Below are 19,729 nucleotides of genomic sequence, written 5' to 3' on the forward strand. Positions count from 1 at the left end.
CATAACGACTCTATTTCATCAAGATTATAAAAACGACGAATATGAAATCATTCTTGACATACGTAGCCCAAGACATCATACAGAAATATGGCAACAATCTGAGCGATATAGCCATCGTATTCCCCAACAAGCGTGCCTCGCTGTTTCTCAACGAGCAGTTGGCACGTTTGGTTTCCCATCCTTTGTGGAGCCCCACCTATATCACCATCAGCGACCTCTTTCGTCAGCACACTACGCTGAAGGTGGGTGACCCCATCAAGTTGGTATGCGATCTTCATAAGTCTTTCGTCGAGTGTACTGGCATCGAAGAGACACTCGACCACTTTTACGGCTGGGGGCAGCTGCTAATAGCAGACTTCGATGATGTGGACAAGAACATGGCTTCTGCCAGGCAGCTCTTTGCCAACCTCAGTGACATCCATGAACTCGATGACGTGTCTTACCTCACCGAAGAGCAGAAGGAAATCATTAAGAAATTCTTCAGCAATTTCTCTGATGACCACAACACCGAACTCAAAAAGCGCTTCCTACAGTTGTGGAGTCATTTCTACGACATCTATACCAATTTCAATCAGCGCCTTGAGGCACAGAACCTTGCCTACGAGGGTGCCTTGTATCGGCGTGTGGTGGAAGACGAGTCGCTTGAGTTCCGGCACAAGAAATATCTCTTTGTGGGCTTCAATATGATGCAGTGTGTGGAGCAGAAGCTGTGCTCACGATTGCAGAGAGAGGGCAAGGCTGCCTTCTATTGGGACTTCGACAAATACTATATGAAGGATGGCAACGAGGCCGGATATTACATCCGGCAGTTGATGAGTGCTTTTGGTAACGAGTTGGATTATTTATCTGATACAGAGCTGTATGACTCTTTTGATTCGACCAAAGATATTACCTATATTAGCGCTCCTACCGATAACATACAGGCTCGCTACATACATAGCTGGCTGATGCAGAACGAGCGATATAAGCAAGGGCGCAGCACTGCCATCGTGCTTGCAGACGAGAGTCTGTTGCCTACTGTCATCCACTCCTTACCTGAGGAGGTGGAGAGTGTCAACATCACATTAGGCTATCCCTTGCAGCAGACTCCATTCTACAGTCTGATACAAACGCTAACCGAACTGCAGACCTTGGGCTATGACAAGGATAGAGATTGCTATCGTCTCCGTTATGTCAACTATGTGCTTCGCCATCCTTACGCCCAGTACATCTCGTCTGCTTATGCCGAACTCATGGGCGAACTTCATGACAAGAAGATATTCTTCCCTTCCCGCAAATGGCTTTGCCAAAAAGAGGACGAGGGACTTGAAATCCTGTTTCAGGAAATGTCATCGGGCGAGAACTTCAACCTTTCGCTCGTACAGTATCTCTTGGACGTGCTGAAGAACATAGGTACACAAGCACGTACGCTTGACGACCCACTCTTTCAGGAATCACTCTTTCGCACCTATACGCTTGTCAACCGTCTCCACGAACTCATCCAGTCGGGTGACCTAATCGTAGATATCATTACCTTACAGCACCTCCTGCTGCAACTCATGCAGACCACCACTATTCCTTTTCATGGTGAGCCCGCCGAAGGTATTCAGATTATGGGAGTTCTCGAAACACGCAATCTTGATTTCGATCATATCATCGTGCTATCTGCCAGCGAAGGAAATCTTCCCAAGGGCGTCAACGACTCTTCGTTCATTCCTTATTCGTTGCGCAAGGCTTACGGACTTACCACGGTAGACAACAAAGTGGCTATCTTCTCCTACTATTTCCATCGCATGCTGCAACGTTCTGCTGACATCACCCTTACATACAACAACTCTACTGAGGATGGACATACTGGCGAAATGAGCCGCTTCATGCTACAGCTGTTGGTAGAAAGCAAGCACCAGGTGAAAACCGCTGCTCTGTCATCAGGTCAAGTACCACTTCCTCCAGACCGAAAGAAAATAGAAAAAACGGAGGAAATGATTAGTCAACTCATTGATGGAAAGATAATTTCTCCAACATGCCTGAACACTTACTTGAGATGTCAGAAACGTTTCTACTACCGGTATGTGGCTGGACTGAAAGAACCAGAAGAGTTGGATGATGAGATAGACAACCGTTACTTTGGTTTGATTTTCCATCGTGCTGCCGAACTGTTCTATCTTCAGTTTGCCCGTCCCGAAGATTTGCAAACCAATGCTAATGGTGAGAAGCAGCTCATTCATCCCCTCATCATCAGCAAGGAGAAGATAGACTATGCGCTCAAACACGAAAACAGCCTGTATAGTTTAGTAGATCAGGCTTTTGCAGAACAGTTGTTCCGCTTGAAGCCCGGATCTAAAATGCCCGAATACAATGGTCTTCAGCTCATCAACCGCGAGGTTATCACAAGCTATCTTAAACAACTCCTCCGCATAGACCAAAAGCTGGCCCCCTATACACTATTAGGACTTGAGAAACAAGTGAATAAAACCTTTGAGTTCAATACTCCTATAGGTAATAAAGCCATCACATTAGGCGGTTTCATCGACCGTCTTGATGCTGTGGCTGCCAATGGTAATCCTGGTCTTGACAATATAGCCGAGCGCATTCGCGTAATCGACTATAAGACAGGACGTATGCCATCACGGTTCCCTGCTGATGTGGCTACCATATTCGATCCTTCCAAGCTCTCGCTGCACACTGATTATTATCTGCAGGCATTGCTTTATTCTATCATTGTAGGCAATGACGGCCGATATAACAAGACAAAAGAGCCTGTTAGTCCGGGATTGCTTTTCATCCAGCAAGCGGGAAGCAAGGATTATGACCCGACGCTAAAGTTTGGCCGTAATCCTATCTTTGACGTGGCCGAATATCAGGACGAGTTCATGCAGCATATAGAAGCTCTCATCAGCGAGATATGCGATCCCTCTCTTCCACTTGTGGCAACAGAAGACAAGCAGCGTTGTGAGCACTGTCCCTTTACAGCCTTGTGTAAGTAAAGCCTGTTGAGCTCAGCCTTAATAATAATAAGGTGTAAAGAGAGAAGTAGGTCATTTTTATTGATTTTAGAAAACTCTTACCATCTATATTTGGTCAAGTCTAAAAAAGAATGTACCTTTGCACAATATTATAAATTAAGGTAAGCTGCATTTAGACAAAACTTTTAAAAGTTATAACAATGGAAACAGTAAACAAAAATATTCGTATTGCGGTAGCTGGTACAGGCTACGTTGGTCTGAGCATAGCCACGCTGCTGAGCCAGCACCATCAGGTGACGGCTGTTGACGTAGTGCCAGAAAAGGTGGACCTTATCAACAATCGTCAGTCACCCATACAAGACGATTACATTGAGAAGTATTTGGCAGAGAAGGATTTGCATCTCAAGGCGACAACCAATGGAGAAGAAGCATACAAGAATGCCGATTTCATCGTTATAGCCACCCCTACCAACTATGATCCTGTAAAAAACTACTTCGACACGACACACGTTGAGGAAGTTATCGAGTTGGTGATGCGTGTCAATCCTGATGCCATCATGGTCATCAAGAGCACCATTCCCGTAGGTTACACGGAGAATGTACGAAAGAAGTATCATTGCGACAACATTATCTTCGCTCCCGAGTTTCTACGTGAGAGCAAGGCGCTGTACGACAACCTTTACCCCAGCCGCATCATCGTAGGCCGTCCTGAGGGCGACGAGCGACTCGACCAAGCAGCACATACCTTTGCCTCACTCCTGCAGGAAGGAGCTATCAAACAGGATATTGACACCCTGTTTATGGGACTTACCGAGGCCGAGGCTGTCAAGCTCTTTGCCAACACATATCTGGCACTGCGTGTGAGTTTCTTCAACGAATTGGACACTTATGCCGAGATGAAGGGGCTTGACACGAAGTCGATCATCGATGGTGTGGGACTCGACCCTCGCATCGGTTCTTTCTACAACAACCCGTCGTTTGGCTACGGTGGTTACTGTCTGCCTAAGGACACCAAACAGTTGCTGGCCAACTATGCCGATGTTCCTGAGAACCTTATTCAAGCCATTGTTGAGAGCAACCGCACCCGTAAGGACTTTATCGCCGACCGAGTGCTCAGAATGGCTGGATATTATTTCTATAAGGACAACAGCAGCTATGATCCTCAGAAAGAACACCCTTGCACTATCGGAGTGTATCGACTCACGATGAAGAGCAACAGTGACAATTTCCGCCAGAGCAGTATCCAGGGAGTCATGAAGCGCATCAAAGCTAAAGGTGCACAGGTGATAGTCTATGAGCCAACCCTCGAGGATGGCAGTACCTTCTTCGGCAGCCGTGTTGTCAACGACTTGCAGGAGTTCAAGAAACAGAGTCAGGCCATCATCGCCAACCGTTACGACCCAGTCTTGAATGATGTGAATGAGAAAGTCTATACACGCGACATTTTCAGAAGAGACTAACGAGGAAAGAAGAAAAATTCCTGGAGAATATTCAATATTTTCACTTCATAATAAAGAAAAAACTATAAAAATAATATATTCAAAACTATGGCAAAATTAATTATCAATTCTTACGAGGAATTTGCATCTCACTTAGGTGAGAGATTAGGTGAATCAGAGTGGTTGCAGGTAGACCAGGAACGTATCAACAAGTTTGCTGATGCTACACTCGACCCACAGTGGATACATGTAGACGTGGAGCGTGCAAAAGTAGAGAGTCCTTACCACAGCACTATCGCTCATGGCTACCTCACCCTTTCTTTGTTACCCTACATGTGGCAGCAGATTGTAGAAGTACACAACATCAAGATGTTGGTCAACTATGGCATGGACGAGATGCGTTTCGGTCAGCCTGTCATCACCGGCTCACGTGTTCGCCTTGTGACAACCCTTCATGACATTCAGAACCTTCGTGGTATCTGCAAGGCAAGCATCAAGTTCGATATCGAGATAGAAGGTCAGCGCAAGCCTGCCCTTTCCGGTATTGCCACCTTCTTGTATTACTTCAACTAATTAAGTTGCTAAGCATCATTTCCAAAAACAGAAACGACAATGGGAGCAGGAAAATGGATTGGCGGTGTACTCGGATTCATCACAGGTGGTCCGTTGGGAGCCTTGGCAGGCTATGCCTTAGGCTCTCTCTTCGAACATGGACTTAACGAGGTAAACCGCCAGGATACAGGACAGCAGGAAAGAAACAGCAGCGAGGGACAACGCAACTCGTTCATGTTCTCGTTACTTGTTCTTGCCTCTTACATCATCAAGGCCGACGGCAAGGTGATGCATTCCGAGATGGAGCTCGTGCGTCGCTTCTTACGCCAGAACTTCGGTTTGGGAGCCATGACACAGGGCGAGCAGATTCTTCTGAAACTTTTTGAGGAGCAGAAGCGTGTAGGTGTGTTGCAATATCGCAGTGTGATTCAGGACAGCTGTCAGCAGATTCGCAACAGTATGATGTACGAACAGCGCCTTCAGTTGCTCAATTTCCTGGTCATGATAGCCCAGGCCGACGGTCAGGTGCCAGCTGAGGAACTCACAGCGCTGAAAGAGGTTACCTATCACTTAGGACTTAGTGCTGACGAACTTGACCAGATGCTCAACCTCCGCAGTGGAGCTTCTTCGGCTTCAAGTCTCGACGATGCTTATCGTGTACTCGGCATATCGCCATCGGCTACCAATGATGAGGTGAAGAGTGCCTATCGCAAGATGGCTCTCAAGCATCACCCCGACAAGGTGGCTGCCCTTGGCGAGGATGTCCGCAGGGCTGCCGAGAAAAAGTTCCAAGAGATCAATGATGCCAAGGAACGTATCTTCAAGACTCGTGGATTATAAAGTTGAGTGTTTTTACTCAACTTATGCTGTGTTCAGCTTCTTTACTGCATCGCCCTCGGTTATCCTGACGAAGCACCAGCGGCAAAACCAAGACGTGACGACATGATTAAGTTTATGGAGTAAGGACATATAGGCCTTTGGCCGATAAACCACAATACAATAGATCATTAACTCAACTTTCACAAATGTGGAAGTTGAGTTATTTTTTTTGTAGACATAGAACGAAATGAAGGAAGGAATAAGAAAAAAAGACGAAATAAGCCAGTTTCTCACGCGAAATGGTTGTAGAAAGTACGAAAAGAGAATGTAGTGAGAAAAAACACAGCTAAATATTTGCTTATTCAATAAAAATGCGCTAATTTTGCAAATGATGCGAAGATGACAATGAGTATGATTGAAGCATCACCTTTATTAACTATTTATTATTCAAACAATTCAAAAAAATCATGAGCAATCTTTTCGACATTAAAGATTATGTTGTGGTCATCACAGGTGGAACAGGCGTATTGGGAAAAACTATCGCCAAGTATTTGGCACTCGAGGGAGCCAAAGTTGCCATCCTGGGACGTAAAGAAGAAGTAGGCAACGCTATTGTGGAAGACATCAAACAAGCAGGCGGTGAGGCTTCTTTCTTCAAGACCGATGTGATGAACAAGGAGATCGTAGAGCAGAACTGCAAGGATATCCTCGCTAAATATGGTAAGGTGGACACCCTGCTCAATGCTGCCGGTGGAAACATGAAGGGCGCAACGATTGGCCCCGACCAGACTTTCTTTGACTTGGAGACAGAGCAGTTTCAGACGGTGCTGAATCTGAACCTCACAGGTACTGTTATACCTACACAGGTATTCCTGAAGCCAATGGTAGAGGCAGGAAAGGGAAGCATCATCAACTTCTCTTCAATGGCAGCCTTCCGCCCAATGACCCGTGTCTGCGGTTATGCAGCAGCCAAGGCAGGCATCTCCAACTTTACAGCATATATGGCTCACGAGACAGCCAAGAAGTTTGGTGAGGGTATCCGTGTAAATGCCATTGCTCCAGGTTTCTTCATCACCGAGCAGAACCGTGCGCTCCTTACCAATCCCGACGGAACCTACACAGAGCGCGGAAAGGATGTTATCCGCCAGACTCCGTTCGGACGTATGGGTAAACCAGAAGAACTCTGCGGTACTATCCAGTATCTGATGAGCGATGCTGCATCATTCGTAACAGGTACTGTGGCTGTAGTGGATGGTGGTTTTAATATTTTCGCCATGTAACAACGCAAACCTTTACGCAACATTTTTGCAACATAAATGTATAACGTAAAGGATATTTTTATACCTTTGCAGCAGAAATAATTAGAAACAATATAAACAACAAAACAAATCATGAAAGAGCTTAAATCTTTGAACAAGCGTACTGCTCCAAAGAGCGTTATGCCAGAGAAAATTATCCAGTTTGGTGAGGGCAACTTCCTTCGCGCATTTGTTGACTGGATTGTATGGAATATGAACAAGAAGACCGACTTCAACGGTTCTGTTGTTGTCGTTCAGCCTTTGGCTGGCGGTATGGTTGACTGGCTGAACGGTCAGGACTGCCTCTACCATGTAAACCTTCAGGGTAAGGAGAATGGTCAGGCCATCAATACTCTTGAGCGTATCGACGTGATTAGCCGTGCACTCAATCCATATTCTCAGAACCAGGCCTTTATGGCTTTGGCAGAGCAGCCAGAGATGCGTTTCATCATCTCTAACACAACTGAGGCAGGTATCGCATTCGATGATTCTTGCAAGTTTACTGATGCTCCTGCTGCTTCTTATCCAGGTAAGTTGGTACAGTTGCTGTTCCATCGCTACAAGTTCTTCGAGGGCGACCCAACTAAGGGTATGATTCTGATGCCTTGTGAGTTGATCTTCCTCAACGGCCACCACCTGAAGGAGTGCATCTATCAGTACATTGAGCTTTGGAAGGGTGACATGGGCGCTGACTACGAAGGCTTCAAGGAGTGGTTCACCAACCACTGCTACGTATGCGCTACTCTCGTAGACCGCATCGTTCCAGGTTTCCCACGTGATACCATCAAGGAAATTCAGCAGAAGATTTGCTACAAGGACAACCTCGTAGTTAAGGCTGAGAGCTTCCACCTCTGGGTAATCGAGAAGGCTGAGAATATGACTGTAGAGCAGATGCAGGAAGAATTCCCTGCTCACAAGGCTGGTCTGCACGTTCTCATCACCGACAACGAGAAGCCATACCACGAGCGTAAGGTAACACTGCTCAACGGTCCTCACACTGTATTGAGCCCTGTCACTTACCTGAGTGGTGTAAACATCGTACGCGATGCTTGCGAGCACCCTGTATTGGGCAAGTACATCCACAAAGTACAGTTCGATGAGTTGATGCAGACTCTTAACTTGCCAATGGACGAGTTGCAGAAGTTTGCTTCTGACGTATTGGAGCGCTTCGAGAACCCATTTGTTGACCACCAGGTAACAAGTATCATGCTCAACTCATTCCCTAAGTATGAGACTCGCGACCTCCCAGGCGTGAAGATCTACTTGGAGCGTAAGGGTGAGTTGCCACAGGGCTTGGTATTCGGTTTGGCTGCTATCATCACTTATTACAAGGGTGGCAAGCGTGCTGACGGTGCAGAGATCAAGCCACAGGACGACCAGAAGATTATCGACAAGCTGACAGAGCTCTGGGCTACTGGCGATACTCAGAAGGTGGCTGAGGGTGTTCTTGCTTTCGACTACATCTGGAAGGAAGACCTCAACAAGACTGTTCCTGGCTTGACAGAGTTGGTTAAGAAGGATCTCGACCTCATCCAGGAGAAGGGTATGCTCGAGGCTGTTAAGACCATTCTGTAATCGGAAACTAAGACTGAAACATAATGTAAAGAGGATTCCTCCTTCGGGAGAATCCTCTTTTTTGTTATTCAAACTTTATTCAAATATGAAGAAAAACTATCTGTATCTCATCAAGAGTTTCATGGCATGCGCCCTACTCTGCTCTGCCGCTTATGCACAGGCACAGACGAAGACAAAGAATCTGAGCAAGCCACAAACACAGGTCAAGGGTTACTATACCCAGTATTATGGCAATCAACCCGAGCTCATCAAGAAGGCGCAACAGTGGGCTGAGTCGGGCGAATGGCGCAATGGTTTCGTGCAGGCCAAGCCCCACAGCAGCGTGAACCTCGTAGACTTCTATCTGCAATATCAAAAGAACCCTGCACAGTGGAAAGCCCTCTTCGAGTATCTGAGTCATACCGACCTGCTCGCCATCAGCAAGGGCAAGCACAAAATACCCGGCACACAGTTGGTGGTAAGTGTAGAGGATTCGCAGAACGGTCCACTGGCAAAACGAAGGAGCGAGAGTCACAACCACCACATCGATTTCCAGTATGTGGTAAAGGGAACGGAGCGTTTTGGCATCATCGACCATTACACCAGTGTACTCAACAGCAAATACCGACCAGACGTGATACACTATGATTACCAGGTAGAGAAAGCAAGATTCTATGACAGTAATCCCGATGAATTCTTTATTTTCTTCCCTCGCGACTGGCATATAGCCAAAGTGGAAAACGACACTAACGAACAACAAATCAGAGTGATAGTCATCAAGGTGGATTATATGGATTAAAGATTTAGGGTGCAAAGTTTACGTTTTTTTTGCTATTATGAATATTTATTAGTAACTTTGCACCCAAATTTTTGAAAAATATAACACAATAATGAAGGCTTTCAACATTCAGACAAAGTTGTTTTCTTGTTTGAAGACTTACGACAAGAAAACATTCATGTCCGATCTCATGGCAGGTATCATTGTGGGCATCGTAGCCCTTCCTTTGGCCATTGCGTTCGGTATTGCATCGGGAGTAACACCAGAAAAGGGTATCATCACAGCCATTGTGGCTGGTCTCGTCATCTCACTCTTCGGAGGAAGCAAGGTGCAGATAGGCGGACCTACAGGTGCGTTTATCATCATCATCTACGGCATTATACAGAAGTATGGCTTCGAGGGACTCACCATCGCTACCCTGATGGCAGGCTTCTTCCTCGTACTTTTCGGACTGCTTCGATTGGGTACCATCATCAAGTACATTCCATATCCCATCGTGGTAGGATTCACCAGCGGTATCGCCGTCACTATCTTCACCACCCAGATCAAAGACCTCTTCGGACTGACACTTCCTTCCAACCCTTCCGACTTTATTGAGAAATGGGGAGTCTATCTGCAGAACTTCAATACCATCGACCCTTGGTGCGCTCTGATAGGTGTGGCGAGTGTGGTCGTTATTGCCGTCACTCCACGCTTCAGCAAGAAGATTCCAGGCTCATTGATAGCTATTATCCTGATGACCATCGTTGCCCTGCTGCTGAAAAACTTTGCCGGTGTCCTCTCTATCGAGACCATTGGCGACCGCTTCTCTATCAGCAATGAGTTGCCAGCCGCTCAGGTACCCGACATGAATTGGGAAACCATCAAAAGCTTGGTATCACCAGCCATCACCATTGCCATCCTGGGAGCCATCGAGTCTTTGCTCTCAGCTACTGTAGCAGATGGTGTTATCGGCGACCACCACGATTCCAATACCGAGTTGGTGGCTCAGGGACTGGCGAACATTGCCTCTCCCCTCTTTGGCGGTATTCCTGCCACAGGAGCCATAGCCCGCACCATGACCAATATTAATAATGGTGGTAAGACCCCTGTTGCTGGCATCATCCATGCCGTGGTATTGTTGCTTATCTTCCTGTTCCTCATGCCTTTGGCCAAGTACATTCCTATGGCTTGTCTGGCAGGTGTGCTGGTGGTCGTTTCTTACGGTATGTGTGGATGGCGCTCGTTCCTTGAACTTATGAAGAATCCTAAGAGCGACGTTACCGTCCTGCTCATCACCTTCTTCCTCACCATCATCTTCGACCTCACCATCGCAATCGAGGTGGGACTCATCATCGCCTGTCTGCTCTTCATGAAACGTATGTCGGAGACTACTGATGTCAAGGCCATCACCGAGGAGATCGACCTCAACCAGGACGCAGAGTTCTCTACAGGAAACCTGGATCACCTCATCATTCCACAGGGTGTGGAGGTGTATGAGATCAATGGTCCTTATTTCTTTGGAGCCGGCAATAAGTTTGAGGAAATCATGGCCTCATTTGGCGACCGTCCTAAAGTGCGCATCATCCGAATGCGTAAGGTGCCCTTCGTTGACTCTACAGGTATCCACAACCTTACCAACCTTTGCGAGATGAGTAAGAAGGAAGGCATCCAGATTGTGCTTTCGGGAGTAAGAGAGAAAGTGAACGGACAATTAGAGCATGCAGGATTCTATCACCTCATTGGAGAAGAGAACATCTGCAGTCATATCAACCTGGCTTTGAAGAGAGCCAACGAAATCATAGAAAAGTAAATCGTTATGGAGAATAACAACAAGAAACCTATAGAGTTGGTTTTTAAGGAAGACCTGCATCAGTATCTCCTCTCAGTGGGGCGAATAGATGAGCGTCTGCCTGAAGCTCCCGACATTGAGGCACTTTGGGCAAAGATAGGCGAGAGTTATCTGCCCGATGCCATGCGTGAGTTTGGCAAGTATCCCACTGTAGCCTTGGGTTGGATTATGTTTGTTGGCATGGCCATCGCCAAATACTGGGATGAGGACTGGGAGCTATACGGCAAGGTGGAGAATCTGTATATCTATCTGCGCGACCGCATAGATTTCGACCACATGGATGACTACATCTGTGAAAAGGTTCTGCTGTTGGACGAGAATGCCCACAAAGGCTTATCGAACATAGTGGCAGAGTGTGCCGCACGAACTTACAACACACTTATCCATCAAGGTCTGGAGCCAGGTACTGAGGATGCCTTCAGGGGTTTCATCGCTGCCCTGCACCAGATGTACCTCATGGGCGCAGCCATTCAGCTGAACGCCATGGGTTATCACATGACAAGATTATAGAACTCAACTTTCACAAATGGGAAAGAAAAAAGAAGAAGGGAATGAGCATTAATACTCATTTCCTTCTTCTTTGATGACACTGGGACCGTCGATCAGTTCAGGCGCAGGCTTGTTGCGGTTGACGTCACGGTAAGCCTTGCGCAAATCGCCCAGTCCTATGTCGATGCTCTTGTTGACAGGACGGTCTTTATCCACCAGACTATGAGAGAAAAGCCACTCATAGGTTTTCTTGAGATAAAAGATACGGGCAGGTGCTCCATGATTGGCACCAGGTAGCCAGTCGTACAGCAACCGGCTGTCGTTGCCACTCTTTTTAAGTTTCTCCACCACCACCTTCGACTGCTTCACGGGCACGGCTCTGTCGGCAGTACCATGAATAATCCAGAAAGGCAACTTGCCCAGTCCACTCACATCCTTGAGCGAGGTACCTCCGCAGAGTGCCATTCCTGCAGCAATGCGGTCGGGATAGGTGCCGCAGACATCCATAGTGCCATAACCGCCGAGACTCATGCCCAGCACATACACACGGGTAGAGTCGCAGGCGTAATGTTTCCTTACCCAGTCGAAGACATCCATCACCTTCTTCGGGCTCCAGGCTCCACCGGGGTTCTGAGGCACAATGGTGAGGGCATCAATATCCCTGCCTTTCACGATGGCATCGAGAGGACCATAACGGCGAACACGCGAGAGGTCTCTTCCGCAAAGGCTTGCTCCATGCAGGAAGATGATGACAGGAGTCTGCTCTTGAGAATAAAAATAATCTACTGGTGTATAAACCCAGAAGTTGTAGCCTCCGGGGATAGAATCTTTAACGGCTCTGAGGAAATCGTAAGCCGATACCTTCAGAGCCGTCAGAGACAGAACGATTGCAAAAAGTATTTTCTTCATATTTTTGGATATTCGTTATCAGTAAACTTACGAATGCCAAAATTACAAATTATCTTTCTGAATCGCAAATTATTTCAATTACTTTGAAACACATTAATAGGTGTTCACATACTTCTCACTCATTCTGTGATTCATTATTTTTTTCGCTTGAAGCTTATCTGCGCAGGAACTTCTGTGCGACTGTGCTTCCATCCTTGCCCTTGATGAGCACGATGTACATGCCCTTGACAAGGGCTGAGGTGTTGACAAACTGAGAGTCTGTTGAGCCTGCCACCTTCTTACCGTCAGCGCTGAATACATTGAGTGAGGCAATGTCACCATAGACGATCAGACCATTGGTGGTCTGGTACATCTGATAGGTCTTTGTGGCGCTCTCCTTCTCTACTTGCTCAATGCCCGTAACGATTGGGTTGCCATCTTCGTCCACCTCCTGGTAAACGCCCAGTGTCAGGTCGGTAAGGTACATATCGCCACCACCATTATTGGTCAATGTCACAACAATAGGCTTCTTCTCTATCTTGCCCACCTTGGCTTTCACGTCAACCAGAGCAACACCTTCTGATAAGGAAACAGATGCTGTTCCTGAGTTGGAGTTATCTACATAATGCCAGTCGATAACGAGTGTACGACCACCCGTGCAATATACATTAGACTTCATCTCGGCAAGAGAAGGCAGGGTGAACTCTACGTTGGTTGTCTTTGGAATCCTGTAAGCACCATAAGTAGCAGAGTACTTCTTGCCTCTCGTCGTAGACTCATCTACGTAGGTCACCGAACTCTTGCCATCAGATGACTTACCATAGTATCTTGGATTCACGCCTTCTGCCGTTCCGCCTGTGATATACTTCTTCACCTCATCGACAATTACCTCATCCTGGAAGAGATAGTTGTTGACTACGGTTGTGGTCACCCAGTTCTTTCCATCGCTTGGCTCAGGTATGGCATCTTCCACCGTACCGTCGTTCACAGGCATTTTGAGAGTATAGGCATTGTCATCGCCACCATATTCGTATGGACCATAGTCAGGCGCCTTGCCCACGTAAGGGATGTTGAGGGTGACAGACCAGTTCTTTGGGGCATTACCCGCATATTCGTATGCAGCCTTATGAGCATCCACCGTCTTGAAATCCGTAATAGGAGTGGCCGTATCTATCAGCTTGCTGCCTGCCTTCAGTCTACCGAACTTCAAAGGCAACTCTCCGTTAGCCTGACGGGCACTGATGCCAGTCTCGTAGCTCAGATCCTCGTACTCGGAAGAATAATTATTGATAGTTTTGGCATAGGAAGTACCTGTATTGCTTGCCTTCTCACCCAAAGGATTGGTGTTATCGAGTGTGGTCCAGGTACAGTATTCGATGTCTGGCGCCTTAGTGAAAGCAGAGTTACGTTCCATCTTTTGTGAGCCATAGGCAAAGCCCACGCAGTTACGCAGCACCCAGTTGCCATATTCAGGTTCTTCCATGTTGTAACCATAGTTGATGCCGTTGCCATACGAGAGGTCATTGATGAGATAAGAACCCTCGCGATGATGGTTCTGGTCAAATCCTTTCTTGGCGTGGAATGCGGCAATACAGTTTTTGAAAACATGAGCGCCTGTTGAGGTACCGCCCTGCTTGCATCCTCCCATCTTGAAGCCGTTGGCATTACCATCAGCGAAACCATTCTTCAAGCACCAGCAGTTGTCGACGACGATAGGGAAAACCGTATAATAGAGGTCCCATCCGTCATCGGAGTTATGCCAGGCACGGCATCCATGAAACTCATTGCCAGGACCGGGATACAACTTGATAGCGAATCCGTCGGCATTACCGCCTTTGGTCCAAGGGTCGTAATTGTCGTATGCATCACAATTCACTATGATATTGAATCGTCCATATTTAAACTCGGTGTTACGAGTGTTGTTTCCCTTGGAATCCTTACCAAATCCCTGTTGCAGACCCGTATCTTCATTGCCATAGAAGCGGCAAAGCTCCACTACGCAATAACTACCCTCGAGTTTCATACCATTGTCAGCAGAATGGCAGATGTCGAGACCACGATAATGCCAGTAGTTGGCACCTATCTTGTGCATGATACCTCGGTTGTTAGCAGCCTCTGTTGCAGTACTACGTGGCTGTCCAGCGAAGTCGAATACAGGGCGCTCTGTGTCACCAGGATAGGCAAACACACAGATACGCTTGTCTGCAGTACCTGTCTCAGTCACATTGATGGTTTGTGAGAGTTTGTAGGTTCCACCACTCACGTAGAGAATGTCGCCAGCCTTCAGTGCAGCAAAAGCCTTTACCGGGTCACCAAAAGGTTTGTCGATAGTCATACCATTACCTGAACCATTAGGTGCCAAGTAATAATCTTTAGCCATAGCTCCGTGCGAAGCTAAAAGGCACAACGCTACAAGCGCTACCTTTGTCTTTGTTTTAGTTTTCATTTTCACAGTTTTGTTTTTAGTGTTTGTTGTAGTTTATATTTGTTTTTTTAATTAGTTGTGTGTGAATCAATTTTTGGTTTGTTTTTAGTGTCTTGAGTTTTTGTTGCTACAAAAGTAATATTATCATCCGAAAAAGCCATGATTTTCTTTGACAATTAAACATGTTTAACCTTAGGGGCGGTAATACCCCCCCAGTTTCACATGTGGTTCAAGTACGGGCTTTTTCTCAAGTCGCATTGTGGGGTAAGGGGTTATTGTAGGCAGAAGTGGGTATTTCAGCCTCAATTTATATGATAATTCAGTAATGAGAGGACGTGTACACGCAAGAAGGACGTTGAAGGGCTTTAGTTGCGGATTTGAGGAGCTTTATTTGTAACTTAGCGTTTTTATGCTAAGTTACAAATAAAAAATAGTATGCTAAAGTCTTTATATAAAATAATTATCCCCAATCCTCCTTGATAATTGGGTATTATTGTGATAGGCGACTCTCAATTTATTAATCTTTATTCTTGAGCTTCATTTATTGTTCTTTGCTGATCGTTAATCCACTTGGTTATTGTCTCCAGCACTTCAGGTGCAATGGTTTCTTCTATTTGCTGATATTCCACAATGCTGCCAGTTGAGCAATGCTGGAACAGATGGTTTACACCATCAATCTTCTTTATAGTGTGCTTGCAGTTGGAGAGTCCAGTTTCAAGTATAGTTGTATTGGCTGTGCAGTCCACTTGAGTGTCTTTTGTGCCGTTGAGTGCCAACACTGGGCATTTAATATTGGACAACTGCTTGCTGGCATCTACATTTATAAAATGGCGTATGTATGGCGAGTTTGCTTGTTCTAATGATCTCTTTAGGACAGGTTTTAGGTTGTCTGGCACTCCATCGATGGTTATCTCACTTGTCTTCTTGCCATTGGCAATCTCGTCGAGAATATTTGATATGTTATTGCAGTAGGAATCCACCATCTCCTTAGGCAGGCCTAAGGATGACATTGCCTGGCGGTTCTGCATCACGAGAGTTTCTTTACCTGATATAGCCATGCCAGCGAGCGACACAATGAAGTCGGCTTTGCCTTCAGCGGCAAGCATCATGGCTATTGTGCCTCCCTCGCTATGTCCGAGTATTCCAACCTTATTGAAGCGCTTGCGCAATAATGGTAAGGCAGATGCGGCATCTTGGAGGAAGTCGGCTGTTGTGAATTGACCGAAATCAATATTCTTATCATTCCATCCACGATCGTCATAACGTAAGGAAGCAATGCCTTGACGGGCTAATGCATCTGCAATTACGGCAAAGGGTTTATGGTAAAACCATTCTTCGTCGCGGTTCTGCTGTCCGCTACCAGTAACCATCAGCACTACGGGAGTCTGCTTAGAATAGTTTTGTGGTAGGGTGAGAGTACCGTTGAAAGTATATCCTGCATTTGTGAAGCTTATGTTCTCTTCCTTATATGGAAATGGAGCAACCGGAGTTTGCGGACGTTTAACTACAAGTTTGCCGGGCTTTAGTGTAAGAGGGATGTGGAAACCATTTTGGGTGTATGTACCTATAATTTCGTCATTCTCCATCTTTCCCTCAAATGTGGCTCCAATCATGGCAATCGAAACTTTTATTGTACCATCGTTCTTAATGGTCTTCTCAGCTGGTGTTCCTTTAGCACCTTGCAAAGGCGAATCCATGGTGCAGCCTTCGTTAGAGAAGTTGAATACTAATGGGAGCTTTGTTCCCATGACGTTTAGTTCGCCGTTCCATGCCCCTTCCTGTGCATTGGCTGCAAGTGAGGCAAGCGCAATAAACACTGTTGTGATGTTTCTTGTAGCTTTCATAATTGTATTTATTAATTGTATGTTTTAATGGATTTTACTTTTTCAGTGCCCTCCCTGGGCTAAGAACTTCTGCCCTTTCAGACCGTACTTGAACCACAAGCGAAACTTGAGTAATGTTATTCGAAAATTTCCGATTATTCCTCTTGCTTCTTCACCCAAACCTTGTGAGAGCCTCTTCCTTTTGCAGTGATAGGAGAAGAAGGGTCATCTGTCAACGTTTTCAATTCCATGGAGGCGGCAGTCCGGCTTAGATGATTGATGGCTGCATAATCGGTGAGGGTGATGAAACCGTTTTCATGGATCTCTTCCAAGGCACGACTGACACGCTCTTCTTTGGAGTACAGCTCGCGTTTGATAACTTTTACACCACTCATATCACGTTCCAGATCGGAGTTGACAAGTAGTCTTACTTCCTTTATCAACTCGGGCGAGGTCTTGAAATTGATATTCTTTACTCCCACTGTACGATACGCCATCTTGTCATCGTCATGCTGCATCTCGGTAGGTTTTTCGTCTTCGAACCCCAGGGACAACGAAAAGGTTCCCAATCCATCCAGGTTGACATTGTACCCCATAGCCAACATACGGGCCAATATGTTACACATATCCGTTAAAGCAGCCTCTATCGCGCTCGTTGGTAATGCGTTGTTATACCACTTCATCTTCTTTATAAACTCTTCTGTAGACAGGGTCCGATAGGTCACCATTTTAGGATAAACCTTGCGTGTGCCGGTCTTATCCATGTCTGCCATTTCTACTAATTTGTACTTTGCCATAGTTATATTAAGTTTTTTATTATTAGGAAATGATTGTCTGTCACCCAAGATATTGTTGCCAAACACCTCATAAATCTCCGTTCAAAGGCTTTGAACGGACATTCAAAGGCTCTGAACGGACATTCAAAGGCTCTGAACGGACATTCAAAGGCTTTGAACAGAGATTTATCAAGGGCAAAGATACAATTTAAAAGGGCTTAATGCAAATTTTTAATGCTATTTCAGCAAAAAATCTTTTAATTCAAGATTTTTATTTCCTATATGGCTAAAAAAATAAGGGAAGTTAGACTGGTAAGAGGTTCATTGCTTATTGTTTTGTTTCCAAACAATAAAGCATTTGTCTCTTAACCCATCTAACTTCCCTTAACTTCTTTATTTTACTCTAATTTTCCGTGCGACCAAAGGAAGCGATAGCTTCGCCTGATCGCTATAACTTACGTGTCTTAGAACTTATATCCCAAGGTCATGAGCAACTGATGACGGTTGTTGGAAACCTTGGTTGCTGAGACCTCATTGCTGATGGCTGGAGTGAAACCCTCTTTAGTGCCAAAGTTCTTGCTGCTCATAAAGGGATAGAAGTCACCGTCCTGAGCGCTGTACTGGTAAGCCAGGTCGAGGAACATCTTCTTGTAGTTGAAGCCAAGACCCAGAGTGAAGCGGTTGATCGCCTTCCAGTTGGTGTAATCGGTAGAAGTTGCCATGTTGACACCTGTATTACCATCAGCATCATAAGAGCACATCAAAGTCTGGTCGCGCATACCGTCTTCCTTATACAAAGCCGACACATAGTTGTAGCCCACGCGTACAGCCAGCATCGGAATTGGCTTGTACTCCATACCCAACTTCAGGGTGCTCACACCATTCAGGGTTTCCTTGGTATGGTCGTTCATAGGCTTGTCGCTGCTGCTCGACTCGTAGTAGTCCCATCCGTCATAATAACCACCGTCTTTGATACGATTGTCCATGTGATTGTACCAGGCATATTCGTAGGTAGCACCGAGAGCGAAGTAGTTGCCGATGGTGTGACCCAAGCTCAGACCTGCTTTCCAGGGAGTATTGAGACGATAGTCGTAACCCACGTATGACGAGTTATGTCCGGCAGCATACTGCCCCTGATCGTTGACAATATTATTGTCAATAAGAAACAGATCGGCAGTACCCTTCATAGTCAGGTCATAGAATACAGGCGAGTTGACATAGACACCGATGCGGAAAGGAGAACTCTCCACAGGACGGAAGATGACACCCGCCTTTACATCAAATCCAGTTCCGTCAATCTTCAGACTCTCGCACGACTCACCAAAGGCTTCCTTTTCAGCTACAAAATTCTCAGTATAGTAAGAGTCGCTGTGGTAATTGACATCATGCAATCCCAAGGTGACACCCCACCATACGCGGTTTTTGATGCTTCCGCTGATGTTGAAGTCGTAGACACCGATGTAGCCATGCTGATACTGTCCGAAAAGGAAGGAACGACCATCATAGAAATTCTGCAAGTTGTTCTCGTCCTTGCCCATCATCTTATGATAATTCTCGTCCACACCGTTCCAGATCAGGTCACCCGCATTGCGGAGGTAGCCATCATATCGTGTGTCGATATAGTTGCTGTAGTCAGTCTTGTTGGCTGCCAACTTAGACTGTGAGGCACCGTTGAGCATACTGGTTGCCGTGAGAATCTGCATGAAGTCGGTACTCTTATGGAAGTTGAATGCCAGGTTGACGTAAGTCTGGTTGCGGTGGGCCATAGACCATACAAAACCAATCTGGTCGAAGCTCACCTTCGAGTTCTTTCCATCGATGTAGGCATTGGTGCCATCAAAAGTGAAGTTCTTGTCGGCCGACGACTGCGCCAGCACACCGGCAGAAAGAGCAGCCTGACTCTTGCGGAACATACCTATACCTGCAGGGTTGGTGCTGATAGTAGAAAGGTCAGCACCTAAAGCCTCCATGGCTCCACCCATGCCCACATAACGGGCAGTACCCGTGAGAGCAGTCTCAGCCAGTTTGGCATCCTGATAAGTTTCCTGTGCCATAGCCGGAATTGTCATGAGTCCCAACAAAGCCGGCAAAATGATCTTTACACGTTTCATA

Annotated in this window: 14 protein-coding genes and 1 pseudogene; 10 read left to right on the forward strand and 5 right to left on the reverse strand. The window is 46.2% G+C overall.

The genetic code is table 11. The features are described 5' to 3' along the window. The first annotated feature begins 41 nt into the window (after positions 1–41). From P3T48_RS05180 to P3T48_RS05225, 10 genes and pseudogenes are all read left to right on the forward strand, one after another. The gene (locus tag P3T48_RS05180) at positions 42–2,966 is read left to right on the forward strand and encodes a PD-(D/E)XK nuclease family protein (RefSeq protein WP_276505888.1); all 2,925 of its coding nucleotides are present in this window, start codon (positions 42–44) and stop codon (positions 2,964–2,966) included. A gap of 179 nt (positions 2,967–3,145) precedes the next feature. Next, entirely contained in the window at positions 3,146–4,405 is a 1,260-nt protein-coding gene (locus tag P3T48_RS05185; protein ID WP_276505889.1) for a nucleotide sugar dehydrogenase, read from the forward strand. A gap of 87 nt (positions 4,406–4,492) precedes the next feature. Next, a complete protein-coding gene (locus tag P3T48_RS05190; protein WP_022252297.1) occupies positions 4,493–4,957 on the forward strand; it encodes a MaoC family dehydratase in 465 nt (154 codons plus the stop codon). A 39-nt stretch (positions 4,958–4,996) separates the two neighbouring features. Next, positions 4,997–5,776, forward strand: coding sequence for a TerB family tellurite resistance protein (locus tag P3T48_RS05195; RefSeq protein WP_276505890.1), 780 nt, complete (start codon positions 4,997–4,999; stop codon positions 5,774–5,776). Between the two features lie 33 nt (positions 5,777–5,809). Then, positions 5,810–5,899, forward strand: a pseudogene (locus tag P3T48_RS05200) (nitroreductase family protein); the annotation flags it as partial. A 323-nt stretch (positions 5,900–6,222) separates the two neighbouring features. Then, positions 6,223–7,035 carry an SDR family oxidoreductase gene (locus P3T48_RS05205; RefSeq protein WP_022252299.1) on the forward strand — a complete coding sequence of 271 codons (813 nt, stop codon included), beginning with the start codon at positions 6,223–6,225 and terminating at the stop codon, positions 7,033–7,035. Positions 7,036–7,146: 111 nt separating this feature from the next. Continuing rightward, positions 7,147–8,628: a tagaturonate reductase gene (locus P3T48_RS05210; RefSeq protein WP_217756992.1), complete on the forward strand. Its 1,482-nt coding sequence runs from the start codon at positions 7,147–7,149 to the stop codon at positions 8,626–8,628. Positions 8,629–8,713: 85 nt separating this feature from the next. Next, positions 8,714–9,406 carry a NanQ anomerase/TabA/YiaL family protein gene (locus P3T48_RS05215; protein WP_276505891.1) on the forward strand — a complete coding sequence of 231 codons (693 nt, stop codon included), beginning with the start codon at positions 8,714–8,716 and terminating at the stop codon, positions 9,404–9,406. A 91-nt stretch (positions 9,407–9,497) separates the two neighbouring features. Next, the gene (locus tag P3T48_RS05220) at positions 9,498–11,177 is read left to right on the forward strand and encodes a SulP family inorganic anion transporter (RefSeq protein WP_022252302.1); all 1,680 of its coding nucleotides are present in this window, start codon (positions 9,498–9,500) and stop codon (positions 11,175–11,177) included. 6 nt (positions 11,178–11,183) lie between these two features. Beyond that, positions 11,184–11,726, forward strand: coding sequence for a hypothetical protein (locus P3T48_RS05225; protein ID WP_276505892.1), 543 nt, complete (start codon positions 11,184–11,186; stop codon positions 11,724–11,726). Positions 11,727–11,774: 48 nt separating this feature from the next. Here P3T48_RS05225 and P3T48_RS05230 read toward each other — a convergent pair whose 3' ends face one another. The 5 genes from P3T48_RS05230 to P3T48_RS05250 form a co-directional block, all read right to left on the reverse strand. Beyond that, positions 11,775–12,614: a carboxylesterase family protein gene (locus P3T48_RS05230; RefSeq protein WP_276505893.1), complete on the reverse strand. Its 840-nt coding sequence runs from the start codon at positions 12,612–12,614 to the stop codon at positions 11,775–11,777. 154 nt (positions 12,615–12,768) lie between these two features. Beyond that, on the reverse strand, positions 12,769–15,039 hold the full coding sequence (locus P3T48_RS05235; RefSeq protein ID WP_276505894.1) for a right-handed parallel beta-helix repeat-containing protein: 2,271 nt from the start codon (positions 15,037–15,039) through the stop codon (positions 12,769–12,771). A 503-nt stretch (positions 15,040–15,542) separates the two neighbouring features. Next, a complete protein-coding gene (locus P3T48_RS05240) occupies positions 15,543–16,862 on the reverse strand; it encodes an alpha/beta hydrolase family protein (protein ID WP_276505895.1) in 1,320 nt (439 codons plus the stop codon). A gap of 134 nt (positions 16,863–16,996) precedes the next feature. Further along, positions 16,997–17,638 (reverse strand): HU family DNA-binding protein, encoded by a 642-nt coding sequence (locus tag P3T48_RS05245; protein ID WP_022252307.1) that lies wholly within the window; start codon positions 17,636–17,638, stop codon positions 16,997–16,999. Positions 17,639–18,081: 443 nt separating this feature from the next. After that, entirely contained in the window at positions 18,082–19,728 is a 1,647-nt protein-coding gene (locus P3T48_RS05250; RefSeq protein ID WP_276505896.1) for a hemin receptor, read from the reverse strand. Position 19,729: the final 1 nt, after the last annotated feature.

Source organism: Segatella intestinalis, assembly GCF_029348455.1.
Lineage (GTDB): Bacteria > Bacteroidota > Bacteroidia > Bacteroidales > Bacteroidaceae > Prevotella.